This is a genomic window from Telluria beijingensis (genome assembly GCF_030770395.1).
Lineage (GTDB): Bacteria > Pseudomonadota > Gammaproteobacteria > Burkholderiales > Burkholderiaceae_D > Telluria > Telluria beijingensis.
In genome coordinates this window covers 4886650-4908019 of sequence record NZ_CP132480.1, presented here as the reverse complement: position 1 = coordinate 4908019, position 21370 = coordinate 4886650, and the positions used below count along the sequence as shown (strand labels likewise).

At 66.5% G+C, this 21370-nt stretch carries 11 protein-coding genes and 2 pseudogenes; 7 read left to right on the top strand and 6 right to left on the bottom strand.

The genetic code is table 11. The annotated features are described in order from the left end of the window. The first annotated feature begins 66 nt into the window (after nt 1-66). The 3 genes from Q9246_RS21470 (at nt 67) to Q9246_RS21460 (ending at nt 5072) form a co-directional block, all read left to right on the top strand. The gene (locus tag Q9246_RS21470) at nt 67-2478 is read left to right on the top strand and encodes a catalase (RefSeq protein ID WP_306392900.1); all 2412 of its coding nucleotides are present in this window, start codon (nt 67-69) and stop codon (nt 2476-2478) included. A 117-nt stretch (nt 2479-2595) separates the two neighbouring features. Then, nucleotides 2596-3564, top strand: coding sequence for a zinc ribbon domain-containing protein (locus tag Q9246_RS21465; RefSeq protein ID WP_306392898.1), 969 nt, complete (start codon nt 2596-2598; stop codon nt 3562-3564). Continuing rightward, on the top strand, nt 3561-5072 hold the full coding sequence (locus Q9246_RS21460) for a class I adenylate-forming enzyme family protein (protein WP_306392896.1): 1512 nt from the start codon (nt 3561-3563) through the stop codon (nt 5070-5072). Before Q9246_RS21465 ends, Q9246_RS21460 begins: the two co-directional genes overlap by 4 nt. Nucleotides 5073-5349: 277 nt before the next feature. Here Q9246_RS21460 and Q9246_RS21455 read toward each other — a convergent pair whose 3' ends face one another. Then, nucleotides 5350-5586 carry a hypothetical protein gene (locus Q9246_RS21455; protein WP_306392895.1) on the bottom strand — a complete coding sequence of 79 codons (237 nt, stop codon included), beginning with the start codon at nt 5584-5586 and terminating at the stop codon, nt 5350-5352. 152 nt (nt 5587-5738) lie between these two features. Between Q9246_RS21455 and Q9246_RS21450 the strand changes: the two genes are divergently transcribed. After that, the gene (locus Q9246_RS21450) at nt 5739-8099 is read left to right on the top strand and encodes a family 1 glycosylhydrolase (RefSeq protein ID WP_306392894.1); all 2361 of its coding nucleotides are present in this window, start codon (nt 5739-5741) and stop codon (nt 8097-8099) included. Here the strand turns inward: Q9246_RS21450 and Q9246_RS21445 are convergent. Then, nucleotides 8087-8287: pseudogene (locus Q9246_RS21445) on the bottom strand (EamA family transporter); the annotation flags it as partial. The gene Q9246_RS21450 and the pseudogene Q9246_RS21445 sit on opposite strands and share 13 nt — an antisense overlap. Between Q9246_RS21445 and Q9246_RS21440 the strand changes: the two are divergent. Both Q9246_RS21440 and Q9246_RS21435 read left to right on the top strand, forming a co-directional pair. After that, a pseudogene (locus tag Q9246_RS21440) lies at nt 8283-8345 on the top strand (hypothetical protein); the annotation flags it as partial. The pseudogenes Q9246_RS21445 and Q9246_RS21440 overlap by 5 nt on opposite strands. Nucleotides 8346-8372: 27 nt before the next feature. Continuing rightward, nucleotides 8373-8753, top strand: a complete 381-nt coding sequence (locus tag Q9246_RS21435) for a cupin domain-containing protein (protein WP_306392893.1) — start codon at nt 8373-8375, stop codon at nt 8751-8753. Between the two features lie 25 nt (nt 8754-8778). On the opposite strand, the gene msbA is transcribed toward Q9246_RS21435, so the two are convergent. Together msbA and Q9246_RS21425 are read right to left on the bottom strand one after the other, a co-directional pair. Further along, a complete protein-coding gene (gene msbA, locus Q9246_RS21430; protein ID WP_306392891.1) occupies nt 8779-10500 on the bottom strand; it encodes a lipid A export permease/ATP-binding protein MsbA in 1722 nt (573 codons plus the stop codon). Then, the gene (locus Q9246_RS21425; protein WP_306392890.1) at nt 10490-11770 is read right to left on the bottom strand and encodes an O-antigen ligase family protein; all 1281 of its coding nucleotides are present in this window, start codon (nt 11768-11770) and stop codon (nt 10490-10492) included. The genes msbA and Q9246_RS21425 overlap by 11 nt, the downstream gene beginning before the upstream one ends. Before the next feature lie 52 nt (nt 11771-11822). On the opposite strand from Q9246_RS21425, the gene Q9246_RS21420 reads away from it, so the two are divergent. Continuing rightward, nucleotides 11823-12656: a glycosyltransferase family 2 protein gene (locus Q9246_RS21420; protein WP_306392888.1), complete on the top strand. Its 834-nt coding sequence runs from the start codon at nt 11823-11825 to the stop codon at nt 12654-12656. Between the two features lie 57 nt (nt 12657-12713). Here Q9246_RS21420 and Q9246_RS21415 read toward each other — a convergent pair whose 3' ends face one another. Together Q9246_RS21415 and dnaE are read right to left on the bottom strand one after the other, a co-directional pair. Beyond that, nucleotides 12714-17666, bottom strand: coding sequence for a hypothetical protein (locus Q9246_RS21415; RefSeq protein WP_306392886.1), 4953 nt, complete (start codon nt 17664-17666; stop codon nt 12714-12716). Nucleotides 17667-17845: 179 nt separating this feature from the next. Beyond that, nucleotides 17846-21340, bottom strand: coding sequence for a DNA polymerase III subunit alpha (dnaE, locus tag Q9246_RS21410; RefSeq protein ID WP_306392885.1), 3495 nt, complete (start codon nt 21338-21340; stop codon nt 17846-17848). Between the last annotated feature and the right edge of the window lie 30 nt (nt 21341-21370).

Sequence of the window (21370 nt, the reverse complement as noted above, 5' to 3'; positions counted from 1 at the left end):
TGTCCTCGCTTGCTGGGCTATGTTGTCGTGGTTGCTTATTAACCCTACAATCAGTGAGGACACAGGATGACCACTTCCAAGCACCCCAGTGCCACCGACGGCGCCGGTTCGATCCTGAGCACCGTCTCGGGCCCTTCCGATGCCAACCTGCCAGGCAGCCTGGGCGTCAGCAATCCGGTCGCCGACCGCCTGCTCGACAAGATTCCATCCGAACAGGCACTGGCGGCCGACCGCCCCTACAACGCCGGCAAAGCCGGCGAATACGGCGACGCCGCCCGCACCCCGCTTGAAGGCGAAACCTTCAAGCCATCGACCCACGCCGCCACCGGCAGCAGCGCCAGCGAGATCATCGCCAACGACAAGGTCGGCGACGGCAACCCGCCAAAAGGCGAAAATCCGACCGTCGACCCGCTCGACCGCGTGCGCGTCGATCCATCCGAACGCCACCTGACCACCAACCAGGGCGTGCCGGTGGCCGACAACCAGCATTCGCTCAAGGCCGGCCTGCGCGGCCCGACCCTGCTCGAAGACTTCATCCTGCGCGAGAAGATCAGCCACTTCGACCACGAGCGCATCCCCGAGCGCGTGGTGCATGCGCGCGGCTCGGCCGCCCACGGCTACTTCGAGGCCTACGAGGACTTGAGCGAGCTGACGCGCGCGGTGCCGTTCGCGAAGAAGGGCAAGCGCACGCCGGTGTTCGTGCGCTTCTCGACCGTGGCCGGCGAGCGCGGCTCGACCGACACCGCGCGCGACGTGCGCGGCTTCGCCGTCAAGTTCTATACCGAGGAAGGCAACTGGGACCTGGTGGGCAACAACATGCCGGTGTTCTTCATCCAGGACGCGATGAAGTTCCCCGACCTGGTGCACGCCGCCAAGCCCGAACCGCATCATGCGATGCCGCAGGCGGCCACCGCCCACGACACCTTCTGGGACTTCGCCTCGCTGTCGCCCGAGATCGCGCACATGCTGATGTGGACGATGTCGGACCGCGCCATCCCGCGCAGCTACCGCACCATGCAGGGCTTCGGTGTGCACACCTTCCGCCTGCTCAACGCGCAGGGCGAATCGCGCTTCGTCAAGTTCCACTGGACGCCGGTGGCCGGCACCCATTCGCTGGTGTGGGACGAAGCGGTGCGCATCTCGGGCGCCGATCCCGACTTCCACCGGCGCGACCTGTGGGAAGCGATCGAGGCCGGCAACTTCCCCGAGTATGAACTCGGCCTGCAGGTCTTTACCGAAGAAGAGGCCGCCGGCTTCGCCTTCGACATCCTCGATCCGACCAAGATCGTGCCGGAAGAGCTGGTGCCGCTGCGGCCCGTGGGCAAGATGGTCCTGGACCGCAATCCGGACAACTTCTTCGCCGAGACCGAGCAGGTGGCGTTCTGCACCTCGCACGTGGTGCCGGGCATCGATTTTTCCAACGACCCGCTGCTGCAGGGCCGGAACTTCTCCTACCAGGACACCCAGCTCACGCGCCTGGGCGGCCCGAACTTCCACGAGATCCCGATCAACTCGCCGATCGTCCAGATCCAGAACAACCAGCGCGACGGCTTCCACCGCCAGGCGATCAACCGCGGCCGCGTGAACTACGAGCCGAATTCGCTGGGCGGCGGCTGTCCGTTCCAGTCGGGGAAAATGGGGTTCACCAGCTTCCCCGAGCCGGTCGCGGCGGACAAGGTGCGCGGCAAGCCCGAGCTGTTCGCCGACCATTATTCGCAGGCGCGCCTGTTCTGGCAGAGCCAGACGCCGGCCGAGCAGAACCACATCGTGAATGCCTTCCGCTTCGAGCTGACCCGGGTCCAGACACCGGCCGTGCGCATCCGCACACTGGCCCTGCTGGCCAACGTCGACGCCACCCTGGTCGCGCGCGTGGCTGAAGGCCTGGGCCTGGACGTGCCGGAACCGCTGCCATTGGCGACCGATGCCCCGATCCCGACCTACCCGCCGTCGCCGGCCCTGTCGCTGCTGAGCCGTCCGGGCCAGGCCGGCATCAAGGGGCGCCGCGTCGCCCTGCTGATCGCCAGCGGCGTCGACGACAAGGCGGTCAAGAAGCAGTACGCCAGCCTGCTGAAGGATGGCGCCGTGCCGCGCATGGTCGGCAATATGCTGGGCAAAGTCACCGCGCGCGATGGCGATCCGATCGACGTCGAGATCTCGGTCGAGGCCGGGCCTTCCGTCATGTACGACGCCGTGATCGTGCCGGACGGCGCGCCGGCCGTCGAGGCGCTGGCCAGGAACGCCCAGGTGCTCGAGTTCCTGCGCGAACAGTACCGCCACGGCAAGCCGATCCTGGCCTTTGGCAGCGGCTCCGACTTGCTGGGCAAGGCCATGGTGCCGCAGAAGCTGCCGGACGGCGCGGCCGACCCGGGCCTGTTCCTGGGCGACCCTGCCAATGCGGACGCCGCGCTCGCCGCCTTCAAGACCGCGCTGGCCGGGCATCGCGTGTTCGCGCGCGAAACCGATCCGCCGTCGATCTGATCCCGAGCTACCGTGGGAATAAGTTAGATTCCCATTCACGACGATCGCTATAATCGTCCTGCGGCGCCGCGAAGTTCGCGGCGCCGTTTTTTTTGTCAACCAGCAGGAAAGACTCCGATGTTCTGTTCTCATTGCGGCGCGCAGATGGCGCCGGACGCCGCCTTCTGTTCGGTCTGCGGCAAGGCCGCAGGCAGCACGTCCTCCCCCGTCAGCCTCGACAAGCCATCCGCACCTGGCCCCGCGCCGCAAGCACCTGGCGACATTCCCGACGGCGTCAAGGGCTGGAGCTGGGGCGCCTTCCTGCTCAACTGGATCTGGGCGATCGGCAACCGCAGCTGGATCGGGCTGCTGTCGCTGGTGCCCTACCTCGGCTGGATCGTGGTGTTCTGGCTCGGCTTCAAGGGCCGCGAGATGGCGTGGAAGAACAAGCAGTGGGACAGCCTCGAACACTTCAACCGTGTGCAAAGAAAATGGTCGCAATGGGGGATCGGCATCACGCTCGCCGCCATCGTCCTCGCCATCCTGGCCGCCATGGCCACGCCTGCCCTGGAAGACTATGCGCGCAGGACCGCCGGCGAGACCGCACGACAGGATGACACGCCGCCGCCGGCCGACGATGCCGCGGTGACCGCGCGCGGCCTGATCGACAGCAATGCCGACAACCTGCCGGCCTCGCTGTCGACGGTCGCCGGCCTGCTCGACCGTCGCACCAATGCCGACGGCAGCCGCTCCCTCACCCTCGGCGGACGGGTGCTGTTCAGCGGCGAGGACGCCAGCTGGCAGTTCCCGCTGCGCAGCTTTGCGCTCTCGGGCGGCAGGGAAGCGATCCTGATGGCCAGAAGCGGCGACCGCGGCAACAGCTGCGAAACGCTGTTCTTCTTCCTGCTGGCCGATGCGTCCGGCGTCAAACCGACGCCGATGTTCGGCACCTGCGCGCCGCGCGGCAGCTTCGTGCAGCGCGACGACGTCATCGAAATCCAGCTGCCGGACGTCAGCGGCAACTCGACCATCGTGCTGAGGGATGGCGTGGTCATCAAGGATGGCCAGGTAGTCGGCATGACCGGGTTGAACGATCCATCCAGGTGATCCGTATCGGCGACATCCTGCGCCACGGCGCGGCCCATCGCCCGGACGCGCCTGCCCTGGTCGAGGATGGCCGCGCATGGTCGTACGCCGCGCTGGCGGCGGTCGCCGACGGGCATGCGGCACTGCTGCGCGAGCTCGGCGTGCGTCCCGGCGACCGCGTGATGCTGGTGGCGGAGAATGGCGTGGCCCAGGTGGCGCTGCTGTTCGCCGCCGCCGCCATCGACGCCTGGAGCCTCTGCGTCAATGCGCGCCTGAGCGAGGGCGAGCTCTCCACCATTCGTGCGCACAGCGGCGCGCGCCGCGTGCTCTACCTGACCGGCAACTCGCCGGACGCCGCGCGCCATGCGGCGCGCGCCGGCGCCCTGCCCTGCGCTGGCGAGATCGGAAGCGAGATCGGCGGCATACTGGCCGGCCTGCTGGACGACGCCTGCACGCCGGAGCCGGTGGACGCCGGCGGCGAGCAGGTCGCGGCCCTGGTCTACACCACCGGCACCACCGGCCAGCCGAAAGGCGTGATGCTGAGCCATGCCAGCCTGCTGTTCGTGGCCGCCACCTCGAGCCGGCTGCGCGGCTTGCAGCCGGGCGACCGCGCCTGGGGCGGACTGCCGATCTCGCATGTCTATGGCTTGAGCTCGGTGCTGCTCGGCACCCTGTACGCGGGCGCCTGCCTGCAGCTGGCGGCGCGCTTCGACGCCGCCGCCCTGCTGGCGTCGATCCGCGCGGGAGAATTGACCATCGTGCAGGGCGTGCCGGCGATGTATGCGCGCCTGCTGGCGATCATGGACAAGGAGTCCGGGCCGGTCCCGTCGCGCCTGCGCTTCTGCTACGCCGGCGGTTCGCCGCTCGACCCAAGCCTCAAGCGCGCGGTCGAGGCCCGGTTCGGCCTGCCCCTGCACAATGGCTATGGCCTCACCGAGTGCGGACCGACCGTCAGCCAGACCCGGCTCGACGTCCCGCGCGGCGACACCTCGGTCGGCCTGCCGATTCCCGGCGTCGCGGTGCGCATCGTGGGTCGCGATGGCCGCGACGTCGCACCGGGCGACGCGGGCGAGCTGTGGGTGCGCGGGCCGGGCACGATGCGCGGCTACTACCGCGACCCGGCCGCGAGCGGCGCCGTGCTGCATCCGGGCGGCTGGCTGGCCACGGGCGACCTGGCGCGCCAGGACCCGGACGGCGCGCTATTCCTGCTGGGCCGCACGCGCGAACTGATCATCCGCTCCGGCTTCAACGTTTACCCGGTCGAGGTGGAGACGGCGCTCAATGCGCATCCGGCGGTCGTGCAGTCGGCCGTAGTGGGCCGGCCGCTGCCCGGGGCCGAGGAAGAAGTCGTCGCCTACGTGGAGGCGGCCGGGGTGGACGCAGCGGCGCTGCAGGCATGGCTGGCGCCGCGCCTGGCGCCCTATAAACGGCCGGCGCGCATCGTGTTCATGGAAGCGCTGCCGGCGGCGCCAAGCGGCAAAATTCTCAAAAGCCGCCTCCCACACGTCATCCCCGCGCAGGCGCACTAGCGTCCGGAATATTTATTCGCGAAGTACGCACGTCATTCCCGCCCTCGCAGGGCGCCTTGGCGGGAATCCAAGTAACGTAAAAGAATGCTCATTCTCTTGCAAAGCCTCAGCATTTATCGGAGCGCGATTTTTGAGACGCTGGTCCGCTGCACTTGGTTACCCGCCTGCGCGGGTACGACGTGTTTTTCGCTATAGAGGGTCGCCTTTTCGGGATCCGAATTTGTTCCGGACACCAGTGCGCGCTCGCCGGGCGCCTTGGCGGGGACCGAAGTTTCCCCTACCTCCGCCGCTTCTTCCAGTCGTATTCGGGACCGGTAACATCGACGCCCGGATGCCCCACCGCGTCCGGATGCTCCGAACACATGGTGATGAAGCGCACCCCTTCACCGGCGCGCTGGCGCTTGCGCAATTCTTCCATGAACTGCATCGCCGGCACCATCTCGCTGGTGTCGAACGGCATGGAATGAGCCTCGTTTGCTTCGACGCCGACAACTGTCCAGTACACCATGTACATGATTTTTCCCCCTGCCTGAGACCGGCCCCATTGTAATGCCCAGAGAAAGTAGGATTTGTCCGAAAAAAGCCGATTATGTGGGCCACTTCACATAGGCGCCTGCACCGGGCCGTTAGGCTGGCACCTGTGTTCATCACGCAGGTACGGATTTCATGAATATTCACACCGCCTCCCAGTCGGCCTCCACGCCGGATCTCGCCCTCTGGGGCGGGCTCGAATGCACGGTCAATCGCGTACGCGATAATTACTTCAGCCAGATGGAGCGCAACGGCCACGCCGGGCGCCTGCAGGACATCGAACGCTTCGCTTCCCTCGGCATCTCGGCGATCCGCTATCCCGTGCTCTGGGAGCGCACCGCACCGGACGGCATCGACAAGGCCGACTGGTCCTGGGCCGACGAGCGCCTGCCGGCGCTGCGCCAGCTGGGGGTCAAGCCGATCGTGGGCCTGGTCCACCACGGCAGCGGCCCGCGCCACACCAGCCTGGTCGATCCCGCCTTCCCCGCACTGCTGGCCGAGTATGCCGGCGCGGTGGCCGTGCGCTATCCCTGGGTCGAGCACTACACCCCGGTCAACGAGATCTGCACCACGGCGCGCTTCTCGGGCCTGGCCGGGGTCTGGTATCCGCATGGCGGCGACGAGGCGACCTTCGTGCGCGCCCTGCTGATCCAGTGCCGCGCCACCGTGCTGGCGATGCGCGCGATCCGCGCCGTCAATCCGGACGCGAAGCTGGTGCAGACCGACGACCTGTCCAAGACCTACGGCACGCCCGAGATGGAAGAGATTGCCGGCTTCTTCAACGAGCGCCGCTGGCTGGCCTGGGACCTGCTGTGCGGGATGATCGATGAACACCACAAGCTGTGGCGCTACCTGCTCGACGCCGGCGCCGGCGAGGACGAGCTGCGCTGGTTCCGCGACAACCCCTGCCCGCCCGACGTGGTCGGCGTGAACTACTACATCACCAGCGAGCGCTGGCTCGACCACCGTCCCGAGCGCTATCCGGAGACGCATCGCCACGTGTTCCGCGGCGTGCCGCACGCCGACCTCGAAGCGCCGCGCGCGCTGGCCACGCCGACCCCGGGCATCGCCCCGCTCCTGATCGAAACCTGGGAACGCTACGGCCTGCCGATCGCGATCACCGAAGCCCATATCGACGCCAACCGCGAAGACCAGCTGCGCTGGCTGCTCGAGATCTGGAACGCCGCGCACAAGGCGCGCCAGCAGGGCGCNGAAGCCCATATCGACGCCAACCGCGAAGACCAGCTGCGCTGGCTGCTCGAGATCTGGAACGCCGCGCACAAGGCGCGCCAGCAGGGCGCCGACGTGCGCGCGGTCACGGTCTGGGCCCTGCTCGGCTCCTTCGACTGGAACTGCCTGGTGACCGAGTGCCGCGGCTACTACGAGCCCGGCCCGTTCGACGTGCGCGCAAGCTCGCCGCGGCCGACCGCCCTCGCCACCCTGATGCGCGAGCTGGCCAGCAAGCGGCCCCTGTCGAATCCGGTGCTGCAGGGCGAAGGCTGGTGGCGCCGTCCGGGACGTTTCTGGTGCAAGCCGGTCGCGACCCGCCTTGCCGTGGCCGACATCGCCGTGCGCAGCCAGTTCAAGTCGAGCCGCGTGCAGCCGATCCTGATCTCGGGCGGCAGCGGCACCCTGGGTTCCGCCTTCAAGCGCATCTGCGAACAACGCAACCTGGCCTGCCACGTGCTGACGCGCCAGGAGATGGACATCGGCGATCCGGCCTCGGTGGAGGCGGCGATCGTGCGCTTCAAGCCGTGGGCGATCGTCAACGCCGGCGGCTATGTGCGGGTCGACGAGGCCGAAGCCGACATCGAACGCTGCATGCGCGAGAACACGCTGGGACCGACCGTGCTGGCGCTGGCCTGCATGCGCCATGCGCTGCGCTTCATGACCTTCTCGACCGACCTCGTGTTCGATGGCGCCAAGGCGCAGCCTTATGTGGAATCCGATTCCACCAACCCGCTCGGCGTGTACGGCCGCAGCAAGCTGGAAGCCGAGCGGCGCGTGCTGGACGCCGATCCGCAGGCGCTGGTGATCCGCACCAGCGCCTTCTTCGGCCCGTGGGACCTGCACAACTTCGTCACGCAAGCCCTGAACACGCTCGACGCCGGCCTGCCGTTCCAGGCGGCGCGCGACGCCATCGTGTCGCCGACCTATGTGCCGGACCTGGTCAATGTGGCGCTCGACCTCCTGATCGACCGCGAGCGCGGGATCTGGCACCTGACCAATGGCGAGGCGCTGAGCTGGCTCGAGCTGGCGCGGCGCGCCTGCGCGGCGGCCGGCGTCCCGGCGGACAGGCTGCAGGAAGTCGCGATCGAGGAGTGTGGATTCGTCGCCCGCCGGCCGGGCTACAGCGCCATGGGCAGCGAGCGCGGCCTGCTATTGCCGTCGCTGGACGACGCGCTCAGGCGCTACGTGGAAGCGGTGCAGGAAAGGGCCAACGGCATCGGGCTCGGTCACGACCTGGCGGGAGAAGCCGCGCATTACGCCTCTTGACGCCGGCGCGGCCACAACAAGCGCCATCCGAAGTTCGTCCCTGCCGCCGCCAGCAGGATGGCGCAGGCCCCGCCGACCTGCAACGGGCCGAGCACGTGGCCGAAGGCCCAGGCGTCGACCAGGATGGCGACGATGGGATAGACGAACGACAGCACGCCTGCCAGCGACGTCGGCAGCTTCTGGATCGCGCGCGCCGGCATTGCCAAGTCCACGCTGTCGCAACTCGAGACGGGCGTCGGTAATCCGAGCCTGGAAACGCTGTGGGCCCTGGCGATGGCGCTGGACATCGAGGTGACCCGCCTGATCGCCCAGCCGAAAACCCGGGTGCAAGTGATTCGCGCCGATGAGGGCGCCAGCGTGGCTTCCGAACAGGCCGACTATATTGCCACCCTGCTGGCGGTCTGCCCGGCCGGCGTCCAGCGCGACCTGTACCGGCTACGGGCCGAACCCGGCACGCCGCGGCAGTCCGCGCCGCATCGGCCGGGAACGGTCGAACACGTCGTGCTGTGTCGCGGGCGCGCGCGATTGGGGCCGGTCGGGCATGTCGTCGAACTGTCGGCGGGCGACTATGCGAGTTACCCGGCCGATGAAGCGCATGTATTCGAAGCGCTCGAAGCCGGGACCAGCGCGGTGATGGTGATCGAGCACGCCTGAGGCCCGATCGCAAGGCGGGTCCGATCTATCCTTCGGCGGCGAACTGCAGGTGATACAGGTTGGCGTACATGCCCCTCAACGCCAGCAATTCGTCGTGCGTGCCCTGCTCCACGATCCGTCCCGCCTCCATCACCACGATGCGGTCGGCGCGCTCGATGGTCGACAGGCGGTGCGCGATCACGATCGTGGTGCGGCCGGCCATCAGGGTGTCGAGCGCCGCCTGCACCGCGCGTTCGCTCTCGTTGTCCAGCGCCGACGTGGCTTCGTCGAGGATCAGCAAAGGCGCGTCCTTGTAGATCGCGCGCGCGATCGCCACCCGCTGGCGCTGGCCGCCCGACAGGCGCGAGCCGTTCTCGCCGATGCGGGTGTCGATGCCGTCCGGCAGGCGCGCCACCACCTCGAGCAGGTGCGCGGCCTTCACCGCCGCCGCCAGCCGCTCGTAGTCGACCTGCTCGGCGCCGTAGGCGATGTTCGCCGCCAGCGTATCGTCGAACAGCACCACGTTCTGGCTCACCATCGCCAGCTGGCCGCGCAGCGAGGCCAGCTTGATGTCGGCATACGGCACGCCGTCGAGCAGCAGGCGGCCGCCTTCCGGATCGTAGAAGCGCGTAACCAGGTTCACGAAGGTCGACTTGCCGCCGCCCGACACGCCCACCAGCGCCACCGTCTGCCCCGGTTTCACTTCCAGCGAGACGCCGTTCAGGGCCGGGTTGAGCGCGTTCGGATAGCGGAACACCACGTTGTCCAGCACCAGGTGGCCCTGCGCGCGACCGAGCTCGCGGCTGCCGGTGTCACGCTCCGGTTCGGAATCGATGATGCCGAACACCGTCTCGGCGGCCGCCATCCCGCGCTGCATCGGGCCATTGACCTCGGCCAGCGATTTCAGGGGCGTGAGCAGCATCAGCATCATGGTCACGAACTGGGTGAATTCGCCCACCGTCATATCGGCCTGGATCGCCAGCACAATGACCAGCGACAGCGCGAGGGAAGTGGCGATCTGGGTCACCGGCGTGGTGGCGGCGAAGGCCACCGTCATGCGCTGCGAAAAGCCGCGCAGCGCTTCGCTGCGCCGGTGGAAGCGCTGGCGTTCATAGCGCTCGCCCGCGAATACGCGGATTACCTGGTGGCCGCGCGCGGCTTCTTCGACCACGCCGGTCATCTCGGCGGTGACGCGCTGGCTCTCGCGGTTCAGGTTGCGCAGGCGCTTGGTGGTGGTGCGCACGATGACGGCGGTCAGCGGGATCACGACGATGGCGACCAGGGTCAGCTTCCAGTTCAGGTACAGCAGGGTGCCCAGCAGGCCGATCACGACCAGCACGTCGCGCACGCAGGCCACGAACACCGACTGGATCATGTCCACCACCTGGCGCACGTCGTTGACCACGGTGTTGATGATCTTGCCCGTCGATTCGTCCTGGTAGCGCGCGACCGGCAGCCGCAATACCTTTTCGAAGGCCATGGCACGCATGTCGTTGAGGACCCGGGACAGCACCCAGTTGTTGAAATAGGCGGTGCCGAAGGTGCCGATGCCGCGCAGGATGAAGATCGACACCAGGATGGTGGGAATCCACCACAGGCTGAATGCGATGTTGTCCTTGAAGCCGTCGTCGAGCAGGACCTTGAGCGCCTCGCCCAGCAGCGGCTGGGTGGCGGCGGTGATGGCCATCGACAGCAGCGCCATCCAGGCGCGCGATTGATACGGTTTGACCAGCGCCAGCAGGCGCCGGACGATGACTTTAGTTTCCACGTGGTTCAACCTTTGTTTCCCCCGGCCGCGCGGCCAGGCAGAATCCCATGAGCAGGAACACCATCAGCGCATAGAACATGCTGCCTTTGAGGGACCAGAAAATGACTTCGGTCAGGCCGAAGCTGAAGTAGCACAGCACCACCAGCATGCCGGCCAGCGCCGGCGCGAAGCGTGTCGCCTGTCCGCCGCGATCGAGGCTGACGCGGCCCATCTGGCGCGCGAAGAACACGAAGGGCGCGGCCAGGATGCCGATCCAGGAAAGCAGCCCGAACACGCCGCCGGTGGCCAGCGCCTGCAGGGCGTCGTTGTGCAGGTGTTCGAGCGACAGGATCGCCGGATCGAGCGTGCCCTGCTCCACCAGGCGGCGGATCTCGGCGCGCACCGTGTTGCGGTCCAGCCCGAACAGCGGCCGTTCTTCGATCAGGATCGTCGCGCCCTTCCACAACTCGAGCCGGGTGCCGACGTTGGTGAAGACGTTGCCGCCGTCGACCCAGGTCTGGACGTCGTCCACGCCCTGCAGCGCGCGTTCCTGCATGCCGGTGGCCGGCACGAAGAAGGCGGCGGCGACCAGGGTGAAGCTGCCGGCCAGCAGCAGGCGCACCTTGCGGCTCCTGAGCAGCTGGGCATAGCTCAGGAACAGCAACGCGGCCAGCGCCAGCGCGATCCAGGCGCCGCGGGTGCCGGTCAGCATGCAGGCGGCCAGGCCGGCCAGCGCGCCGACGCCGGCCAGCACCGCCTTGCGGGTATGGTGGCGGTAGTCGATCGCCGCCGCCAGCGCCACCAGGCCCAGCACCATGGCCAGGTCGCCGAAGGTGATCGCATTCAGGAAGCCGCCGGGCCGCTCGATCTGCAGCACGATGCGCTGCCAGGCCACGAAGGGCAGCGCGGCCAGGCTGCCGGCGACCACGCCCCACCACAGGGCGGTAGGCGACGGCCGCGCCAGCAGCACCAGCGCCATGCTGCTCAGGCCCAGCAGCATGCGCGACGGCTTGTCCAGATAGTCGAGGCCGGCCTCGGGCCGGACCGCGACCGCGACGATGGCCAGCGCGAACTGGAACCAGAAGGCCGCGACCACCCAGCGGATCTCGCGCCAGTGCGGCGATAATGCGGCCCAACTCTTCCTCGGCACGCACAGGGCCGACAGCAGGAACAGGAGGCTGCTGAAACCGATGCCGGAAGGAGTGGTCAGGCTCAGGAAGGGAAACAGGAAGACCTGGAAGCCGATCCACACCTGCATTGGCTCCCGGGACATCAGCGACTTATTGTTCATTCAGGTTCTTGTGGGATATTCTTGCGGCCTAGTCGCCTCAAATCGGACAGCAATGCAGCAAACACAGACAATTTCGGTCGTGGTCACCACGTACAACCGGCCCGACGCCCTGGAGGCGGTGGTGGAAGCCTGTTTTTTACAGGACGACAAGAATTTCGAAATCATTATCGCTGATGACGGCTCGACTGCCAACACGCGGGATTGCATCGAACGCCTGGCGGCCCGGGCGCCGGTGCCCGTGAAACACGTATGGCAGCCGGACGACGGCTTTCGCGCCGCCATGGCGCGCAACCGCGGCACGCTGGCGGCAACAGGCGACTATATCATTTTCCTGGACGGCGATTGCGTTCCGCAGCGCGACTTCATCGCCCGCCACCGGGCGCTTTCCCAGCCCGGCTTCCTGGTCTCGGGCAGCCGCATCCTGCTCAGCCAGCGGCTGACCGAGCGCGCGCTGCGCGAACACATCGACCTCGCCGGCCTGACGCTGGGCCAGCGCCTGCGCTACCGCCTCGCGGGCGACATGAACAAGGTGATCCAGACGATGCTGCGCTGGCCGGATGTCGGCCGGGTGCGCCGCACCTTCAGCTGGCGCCGCATCAAGAGCTGCAACCTGGCGGTCTGGAAGTCGGACCTGGTGAAGGTGAACGGCTTCGACGAGAGCTTCACCGGCTGGGGCCACGAGGATTCGGACCTGGTCGTGCGGCTGTTCCACGCCGGCGTGCTGCGCAAGGACGGCGCGCTGGCCACCGAGGTGCTGCACCTGTGGCACCGCGAGGCGCAGCGCGACCAGGAATCGAGCAACCGCAGGATCGTGCTGGAGCGGGCCGCGAGCGGCACGACCCAGGCCACGGTCGGGTTGCGCGAGCACGCGCACGGGGCGACATAGCGGCGCCAGGGCCGGCGCGCATGACGCTCCAGCCCTGCCGTCCCGCCTGCAAAGCGCTTACGGCGCCGCGCTGAACCAGACCTCGCCCATCATCACCCCCATGCCCGGCACCGCGCCGACCAGCTGGACGACGTAGTCGTTGGCATCGATGACGCCATCGCCGGTGTCGAGCACCAGGTAGCGGTCCTGGTTGCTGAAAGTGACGATCGTGGCGATCGACGGCTCATGGCCATTCATCTGCGCGTAGTTGATGGCAAGCGCTTCCAGCAGGGCGGCATCCGAGCCATCGACGGGATCACCCCATCCGCCGCCGGAGGACCAGGCATTCGCCATCACGTGGAACTTGAGCTTCTGGGTGGCCAGGTTGCCGTTGCCGAAGTCCACGACGTCAATGCCGTTGGCAATCGAGGAATCGCCGGCGACGAACTTCAGCGTGTTCGCCCCCAGAGCCAGGTCGATGCGGTCCGCGCCCGCACCGCCGGTGATGGTGTTGGTTCCGGCGCCGCCAACCAGCACGTCGTTGCCGCCCCTCCCGTCCAGGATATCGTCACCGTCGCCGCCATACAGAACGTCCTCCATCCCGGCGCCATTGATGGTGTCGTTGCCGCCAAAGCCCCACATCATCACGCCGCTCGCGGCTGCAGGAGGTTGGGCAATGTAGTTCGTGCCTGACGTGCCGAGGTAATAGTACTGGCCGCCCGAGTCGGCAATGCGTTCCAGCGCGGGCGTTTCCACGTAGAGTGTGCCGTGGCCGCGCGTGGCCTGCTCCGCCACCAGCACCGGCACACCCGCCTGTGCGCCTGTGAAGACCTTTGTTGCTGTCGTGCTGTTGTACTGCAGGTAGATGTCGCCGTCCACCGGGCTGGTCACCCACAAACCCTCCGCCGTGGCATTCACGACCGGCGCCTTCGGCAGCGCATAGGGTCCGTCCACGGTCACGCTGGCCACGTTGCTTTCGTTGCCGGCGGGGTCGGTGATGCGCAGTTCAACCAGCGGATCGGCATTGGTCAGCGGCACATCCTGAATGGTGATGGTGCGCGCGCCGCCGTTGAGCGCGATCGTGTCGTCGCTCTTCCACGCGCCGCCGTCAATGCGGTATGCGATCGTGTCGGCGGCGCCCAGGGAACCGGTGTACTTGAAGACCACATCGGCCGCGTCGCGGTCGATCTTGTTGGGCGCGCCCATCCAGCCCGTGACCTGGTCGAAGGCCAGCGTCGGAATACTGGTGTCCAGCCAGAAGTCCAGCATGCCCTCGCCACTCATATTGCCGGCAGCGTCGTACTGGCGCACATGGACCACGCGCGGACCGTCGCCGCTGACCGTGATGCCGGCCTTGCCGTCGACATCGACCGCGCCGCCCGGCGTCCACTCCCTGCTGCCGTCCAGCGCATATTCCCAGCGCGAGCCGGTGGCGGTTTCCAGGCCGCCGATCTCCAGCTTGCCGTTACTGGTCATCTTGTCCGGCATAGCCGCGCCAGTATCCTGCGCCAGCGCCACGGATGGCGCGAGCGGCGGCGCGGTATCGACCGCCGGCGCGCCGGCGATGCTCAAGCCGTCGAAGGCGTGCCCCGGCAACGCATTGCCGGCGCGATCCTGGATCAGGCCGGTAAAGGCGCCGGATGCCGCAAGGGCCAATGCGGCCGTATCCTGCCCTGTCTGCGGCACATAGCGGAATGTCACCACGCTGGTGCCTGTGCCGCTGGTATAGCTTGCGCTGCCGCCATTGGCAAAGTGCAGCGCCGCGTCGACGGTCAGGTCGACCGCCGCGTCGAAGGTGACGCGCACGTCCACGCCCTCGTTTGTCGCCAGGTGTCCGTCGTTGATGCCGTACCCGATCGCGTCGATGACCGGCACGCTGCGGTCGACCGTGGCCTTGACCACATTGCTGGCATTGCCTGCGACGTCGGTGACCTGCAGCTCGATCGACGGGTCCAACTTGCCCAGGTCCATGTCGAGGAGCGTGATCGTGGCATGGGCGGTGTCGAGGGAGATCCTGTCATCGCTGATCCACTCGCCGCCATCGATGCGGTACGCAATGCGGTCGTCCGGGCCCACCTCGCCCGTATAGCCAAAGACCACATCGGCAAGGCCGCTGTCGACGACATCCGGCCCGGAGACCGCCGCGCCGCTGACCGACTGGAAGCTCAGCACCGCAGCCTTGGTGTCCAGCGTGAACTCGAGTTTGCCTTCGACGCTGTAGCCGCCGTTCTTATCGAACTGGCGTACAAGCAGGATGTGCTTGCCCTCGCCACCGATCGTGTGGGTGGCAACGCCATTCTGGTCACTGCCCCAGCCCTTTTGCCAGCCCCCGCCGTCCACTGCCCATTCCCAGTTGCTGCCCTGGGCCTTGTTCAGCCCACTGATGACGACGAAGCCCTTGGAGGTGATGTTATCGACCGTGCTCACCCCGGTATCGCTCGACAGGCGCAGGCCCGGCACCGGAAGCGGAACGTCGAGTACGAGCTCGGCGCTGCCCACCGGACTGGTGTTGCCGGCAGCGTCGATCGCGCGCACCGTGACCGTAGTGCTGCGGTCGCCACTTTTATCGAGGAGCGGCTTGCCGCCGCTTAGGTCCACGCCGGCGATGCTGACCAAACCGGCATCGACATTCACCGTGATGCCATCCTCGCGCCAGGAAATGCCGTCGATGCTGTACTGGAGCCGCTCGCCCGCGCCGTACCACGGGCCTTCATGCCTGAAGTCCACCGTCACCACTTTCTCCTTGGTGATATTGTCGGTCGTCTCTTCGTCCGGGCTGTCGGTAACGGATACAAAAGTCAAGTTGCCAGCCTCGGGGGCCGCGGTGTCGAGCACGATGGCATGGCTGGTCTCCTTGCCTACATTGCCGGCCGCATCGGCCACGCGCACCGTCATGACCGGATTGCCGGCAGTGACCACGCCATTAATGTAGACGCTGCGCCCCTCGACCAGCACGCCAGCCTCGGACCAGCTCTCGCCGCCATCAAGCGAATACTCGACGTGCTCGCCGTTACCCAGCTCACCCGACAGGGTCGCGGAAATGGTGGCGGCTTCCAAGTTGGTTGCCAGAGGATCATTGCCGCCTTCGACGCTCGCGCTGGCGCCCTGGCGCTGGCTGATGGTCGTGAAGGTGATCGACTGGGTCGGCGCGGAGACGTCGACTTGCGGCGCCGCTCCCAGTTCGACATCGGCCAACCCGTCCAGCGACAGCGCATTGCCGGCGCGGTCGGCAATCGTGCCGGTGAACGGATTGAACGGATCGAGTTTCAGCACCTGCGTGCCGTGGCCCGCCTGCGGCTTGTACCCGAACACCAGCTCGCTGGTGCCGTTGCCGCCCAAGTATGCCGCACTGCCGTCGTTGGAGAATTGGATGCGTGCGTCTTCACTGACGTTGACCGGGCCATCGAATGTCACCGTCAGCTCGATGCTCTCGCCGGCGGCAATGGTGCCGTCGTTTGCTGCGAATTGCAGCTTGGTGATCCTGGGCGCCGTCAGATCGACGTTGACGATGGCTTCGGCATGGCTGACATTGCCTGCCGCATCCTCGACCACGCTGCGGAACTTGTGCTCGCCCTCGGCCAAGCCCTTCACCGAGAGGTCAGGCAGGTCGACCCAGCTAGAAAACATCTTCTCGAACTTCTGGAACCGGATCGTGGCGCCTTCTTCGGCGCCAGACGTCTTGAACGAGACCGTGTCCTTGCTGGTGAACGCCACCTTGCCATCGGCATCCGCAAATTCCAGGCCGTCGAACACCAGTTTGCCGGCAACCGGGGGCGTCAGGTCGATGCTCGACTGCAGCTTGCTGATATTAAAATCCGGCACGTTCTTCAGGATCTGATATTCCATTGCCGACACCGGCTCCTTGAGCGTGATCAGCTTGGCCGCCTTGACCAGGTTTTCCACCCCCGGCGCAAGCAGGCGGATACCGCCCGTGCCGGCGAAGATCGCGCTCTTGCTGTCGGCGATCTGCAAGTCCGTGCCGGGCGACTGCAGACCCACGAACTGCAATTGCTCGACCGTGCCGGACAGCGCGACCTTGCCGGCGTAGCCGCTGGCGATGACTTTATCGATCTTGCCGGCGATGACCTGGTTCTGGCCCTTGAAGTTGACGATATTCTTGTCGATGTCGACCGTGACCGGATCGGTCGCGTTACCGGCCAGCTTGAGGGTGCCGGCGTCGAATTCGATCTTCATCGTCGCGGTCGGAACCGGAACCGGCTTCGGCGTCGGGTAGACCACCTCGATCGCGGCGTCCAGGCCACCCTTGCCGAGCGCACCGACCACGTCGGCCAGGCTTGCCTTGCCCGGCATCTCCTCGAGCACCTTGCCCATGCCGCCGCCGCGCAGCAGCGCGTCCAGCGTCGCCGGATTACCGGCCGCAGCCTGGGTCAGGTCGGACATTGCGAGGAACAGGTTCTCGGGCTCGGCGCGGCCGCGCGCGGTCAGGAACAGCGCGTCCACGCCGCCGCCCGGGATGATCGCATCGAGCACGGACGGGTTGGCGTCGAGCGCATCGACCATCGGAACCAGGCTCTGGACGATCTGGAGCGCCTTGGCTTCCGGGGTGTTTTCGGCGATCGCCATCAGCATCGCATGCGAGGCAGTGACCGCGGCGAAGCCGTCGAACTTGACGTCGAGCTCGGCGACGATCCGGGTGAATTCCCCGGCCGCGGCATTACGCTTGCCGGAAATCGTGATGTCGCTGCCCTGGGCCCCATTCAGGATGTTCATCGACACGTCGGCCAGGGTGGTGTGGCCACTCTCGACGGCTTTGGTCCAGAACGCCAGGCCAGCCGCGTCTGGCTGGCGATTGAACAGTTGCAGATAGATGTCCTCGATGCGTTCGGTGGTCGTTTTCGACTCGAAGCGCACCAGCGCTTCGTCCGACTCCGCGAAGGCACGTGTGATGTCGGTCAGGTCGCCGTTCTTGCGCGCCAGATGAGCGCTCCAGAACGCCAGCCCCTGCGGATCGGCCGGACGGCCGAAATACGCAAGGTAAAACGAACTGATTACCGAATCGTAGTTACTCATCAATATTTCCTCAGGATAGACAGCAGAATGAACCAATCATTCTTCATGCCGCAAGTATATCCATGAGGAAACAATAATGATGGTACTAGAGGTTCAAATATGCCGACTTGTTGGTGGGATCAGACATGTTTTTCTTCAAAAACAGTAGATGCCAGGTAAAAAACGCAATATTGGGAAAATCAATACTCGACGGCGACATCCTTGGCGCCCAGCGTCAGCTCGAGCGCCTGCTTGAGCGTATCGGACGGCCCCACCCGCCAATCGTCGCCCAGCTGCACGACATACGGAATCCCGTTAGTCACCAGGCGCAGGCTGACCGGCATCCCGTCCTGCACCCGGTAGGGCTGCAGCACCTCGGCGATCTTCGCCGGATCCACCGTGGTGGCCAGGTCCATCTCCAGCTTGTGCCCGTACTGGATGCGCGCGGTGGCGATGTCGAACACCTTCTCCGCCGTGATGCGCAGGCCGCCGTTGAAGCGGTCTTCGGACACCTTGCCGACCACCAGCAGGAACTCGTCTTCGCGGAAGGCGTTCTTGTTGGCCTCGGCGATCTCGCTGTACACGGTCACTTCGACCACGCCGGTCTTGTCGTCCAGCGTCACGATCAGGATCTTGCCGCGCTGGGTCATCTGGGTGCGCACGCCGGTGATCACGCCGCACATCATGCGCGGATCGCGCGACGGTTCCAGGTCCTTCAGCTTGGTCTTGGCGAAACGCCGCACCTCTTGCGCATACGAGTCGAACATATGGCCCGACAGGTAGTAGCCGAGCGCGATCTTTTCTTCGGACAGCTTCTGGCGGTCGGTCCAGGGCAGCGCCTTGACGTACTCGGGCGGCGCCACGAGGTCGGAATCGTCGCCGCCGAACAGGCTGACCTGGTTGGCGGCGGCGGCGGCCTGGCCGGCCGCTTCCATCGCGAAGGCGACGGACGCCAGCAGCACCGAGCGATCGACGCCGAAGGCATCCATCGCGCCAGCCCGGATCAGGGATTCGATGGTGCGGCGGTTGATCTGCTTGCGGTCGACCCGCTTGCAGAAGTCGAACAGGTCCTTGAACCTGCCGCCCTCGGCACGGGCGGCGATGATGGCTTCGATCGCGCCCTGCCCCGCGCCCTTCACGCCGCCCAGGCCGTAGCGGATATTGCTCACCTGCTTGCCGGTCTTCGACCTGGCCTCGCCTTCGGGCGTGAAGCGGAACTGCGATTCGTTGACGTCCGGCGGCAGGATCGTGAGCTTGCAGACTTCTTTCGCATCCTCGACCAGGATCTTGATCTTCTCGGTGTCTTCCATCGCCAGCGACATATTGGCTGCCATGAACGCGGCGGTGTGGTGCACCTTCAGGTACGCGGTATGGTAAGACAGCAGCGCATAGGCGGCCGCATGCGACTTGTTGAAGCCGTAGCCCGCGAATTTCTCCATCAGGTCGAAGATCTCGTCGGCCTTCTCGGTCGACAGGCCATCCTTGGCGGCGCCGGCGCGGAAGATCTCGCGGTGCTCGGCCATCTCTTCGGCCTTCTTTTTACCCATCGCGCGGCGCAGCATGTCGGCGCCGCCCAGCGAGTAGCCGCCCACGATCTGCGCCATCTGCATCACCTGCTCCTGGTAGACCATGATGCCGTAGGTCTCGGACAGGATGGACTCGGTGCGCGGATCGGGATAGTCGAACTTCTCGCCGTGTTTGCGCTTGCAGAAGTCGGGAATCAGGTCCATCGGGCCCGGACGGTACAGCGCCACCAGCGCGATGATGTCCTCGAAGCGGTCGGGACGCGCGTCCTTGAGCATGCCCTGCATGCCGCGCGATTCAAGCTGGAAGATCGCGACCGTCTTGGCGTCGCTCAGCAATTTGTACGAGGCGCGGTCGTCCAGCGGCAGCGCGGCCAGGTCGAATCCGCTCTCCGCCGGATCGAGATCCTTGATGTAGTTGACGGCGCGGTCGAGGATGGTGAGCGTGGTCAGGCCCAAAAAGTCGAACTTGACCAGGCCCACGGCTTCCACGTCGTCCTTGTCGTACTGCGACACCACGCCGGCGTCGCCGCCCTGGGTGTACAGCGGGCAGAAATCGGTGAGCTTGCCCGGCGCGATCAGCACGCCGCCGGCGTGCATGCCGATGCCGCGCGTGATGCCCTCGACCTGCTGTGCCAGGTCGAGCAGCTGCTTGACCTCTTCTTCGTTCTCGAGACGCTCCTTGAGCAGCGGTTCTTCTTCGATCGCCTCGGCGATCGAGACCGGCTTGCCGGGCTTGAACGGGATCAGCTTGGAGATGCCGTCGCAGAAGTTGTAGCCGAAATCGAGCACGCGGCCGACGTCGCGGATCGCGCCCTTGGCCGCCATGGTGCCGAAGGTGGCGATCTGCGACACGGCATCGCGGCCGTACAGGTCTTTCACGTGCTGGATCACCAGCTCGCGCTTTTCCTGGCAGAAGTCGATGTCGAAGTCGGGCATCGAGACGCGTTCGGGGTTCAGGAAGCGCTCGAACAGCAGGTTGTACTTGAGCGGATCGAGGTCGGTGATCTTCAAGGCATACGCAACGAGGGAGCCCGCTCCCGAGCCGCGGCCCGGACCGATCGGCACGCCATTGTTCTTGCCCCACTGGATGAACTCGGCCACGATCAGGAAGTAGCCCGGGAACTTCATGTTGATGATGGTGTTGTTCTCGAACTCCAGGCGCGCCTCGTAGCGTGGACGCTCTTTTTCGCGCTGGGCCTCGTTCGGGAACAGCTGCACCAGCCGCTCCTCGAGGCCTTTTTTCGTTTCCGCCACCAGGAATTCGTCGATCGTCATGCCCGGGGTCGGGAAGTTCGGCAGCTGCGGCTTGCCCAGCGTGAGCGTGACGTTGCAGCGCTTGGCGATTTCGACCGAGTTGGCCAGCGCGCCGGGCAAGTCCTTGAACAGCTCCGCCATCTCGGCCTGCGACTTGAAGCACATGTTCTCGTTGAAGCGGCGCACGCGCTTGGCGTTGGCCAGCATCTCGCCCTCGGCGATGCAGACGCGCGCCTCGTGGGCGATGAATTCGCTTTTATCGAGGAACTGCACCGGATGGGTCGCCACCACCGGCAGGCCCAGGCGGCCGGCCAGCGCCACCGAGTGGCGCACCTGCTGCTCCTGGTTGGCCTGGCCGGCGCGCTGGATCTCGATGTAGAAGTGGCCCGGGAAGATGCGCGCCCAGCGCGCGGCATTGGCTTCCGCGCGCGCCAGGTCGCCGTTCTCGATCGCCTGGCCGACATCGCCGAAATGGGCGCCCGACAGCACGACCAGGGCATTGTCCTGCGGCTCGTCGGGGTGCAGCGTCGAGACGGATGTAGCCAGCGCCTCCAGCCACTCGGTGCGCAGCTCGGCACGGCCCTTGTACTGGTTGGTGAGCCAGGCGCGCGCCAGCAGGTCGCACAGCTGCAGGTAGCCGGTGTGGTTCTTTGCCAACAGCAGCAGGCGGTGCGGCTTGTCGCGGTTGTCGTCGTTGGTGATCCAGGCATCGACCCCGACGATCGGCTTGACGCCCTTGCCGCGCGCCGCTTTGTAGAAGCGCACCAGGCAGAAGGTATTGGCCAGGTCGGTCACGGCCAGCGCCGGCTGGTTGTCCTTGACGGCCGCCTTGACCAGGTCGTCGATGCGGACCAGGCCGTCGACGATGGAGTATTCGGAGTGGACGCGCAGATGGGTGAAAGTCGGGGAAGTCATCCGGGTATTTTACCGCGAGCCGGGCAGCCG

Excerpts from the sequence above, each read along its gene's own strand:
- Q9246_RS21470 (WP_306392900.1), top strand. The coding sequence starts at position 67 with ATGACCACTTCCAAGCACCCCAGTGCCACCGACGGCGCCGGTTCGATC.
- Q9246_RS21465 (WP_306392898.1), top strand. The coding sequence starts at position 2,596 with ATGTTCTGTTCTCATTGCGGCGCGCAGATGGCGCCGGACGCCGCCTTC.
- Q9246_RS21455 (WP_306392895.1), bottom strand. The coding sequence starts at position 5,586 with ATGTACATGGTGTACTGGACAGTTGTCGGCGTCGAAGCAAACGAGGCT.
- Q9246_RS21435 (WP_306392893.1), top strand. The coding sequence starts at position 8,373 with ATGGCGCTGGACATCGAGGTGACCCGCCTGATCGCCCAGCCGAAAACC.
- Q9246_RS21425 (WP_306392890.1), bottom strand. The coding sequence starts at position 11,770 with ATGAACAATAAGTCGCTGATGTCCCGGGAGCCAATGCAGGTGTGGATC.
- Q9246_RS21420 (WP_306392888.1), top strand. The coding sequence starts at position 11,823 with ATGCAGCAAACACAGACAATTTCGGTCGTGGTCACCACGTACAACCGG.
- Q9246_RS21415 (WP_306392886.1), bottom strand. The coding sequence starts at position 17,666 with ATGAGTAACTACGATTCGGTAATCAGTTCGTTTTACCTTGCGTATTTC.
- dnaE (WP_306392885.1), bottom strand. The coding sequence starts at position 21,340 with ATGACTTCCCCGACTTTCACCCATCTGCGCGTCCACTCCGAATACTCC.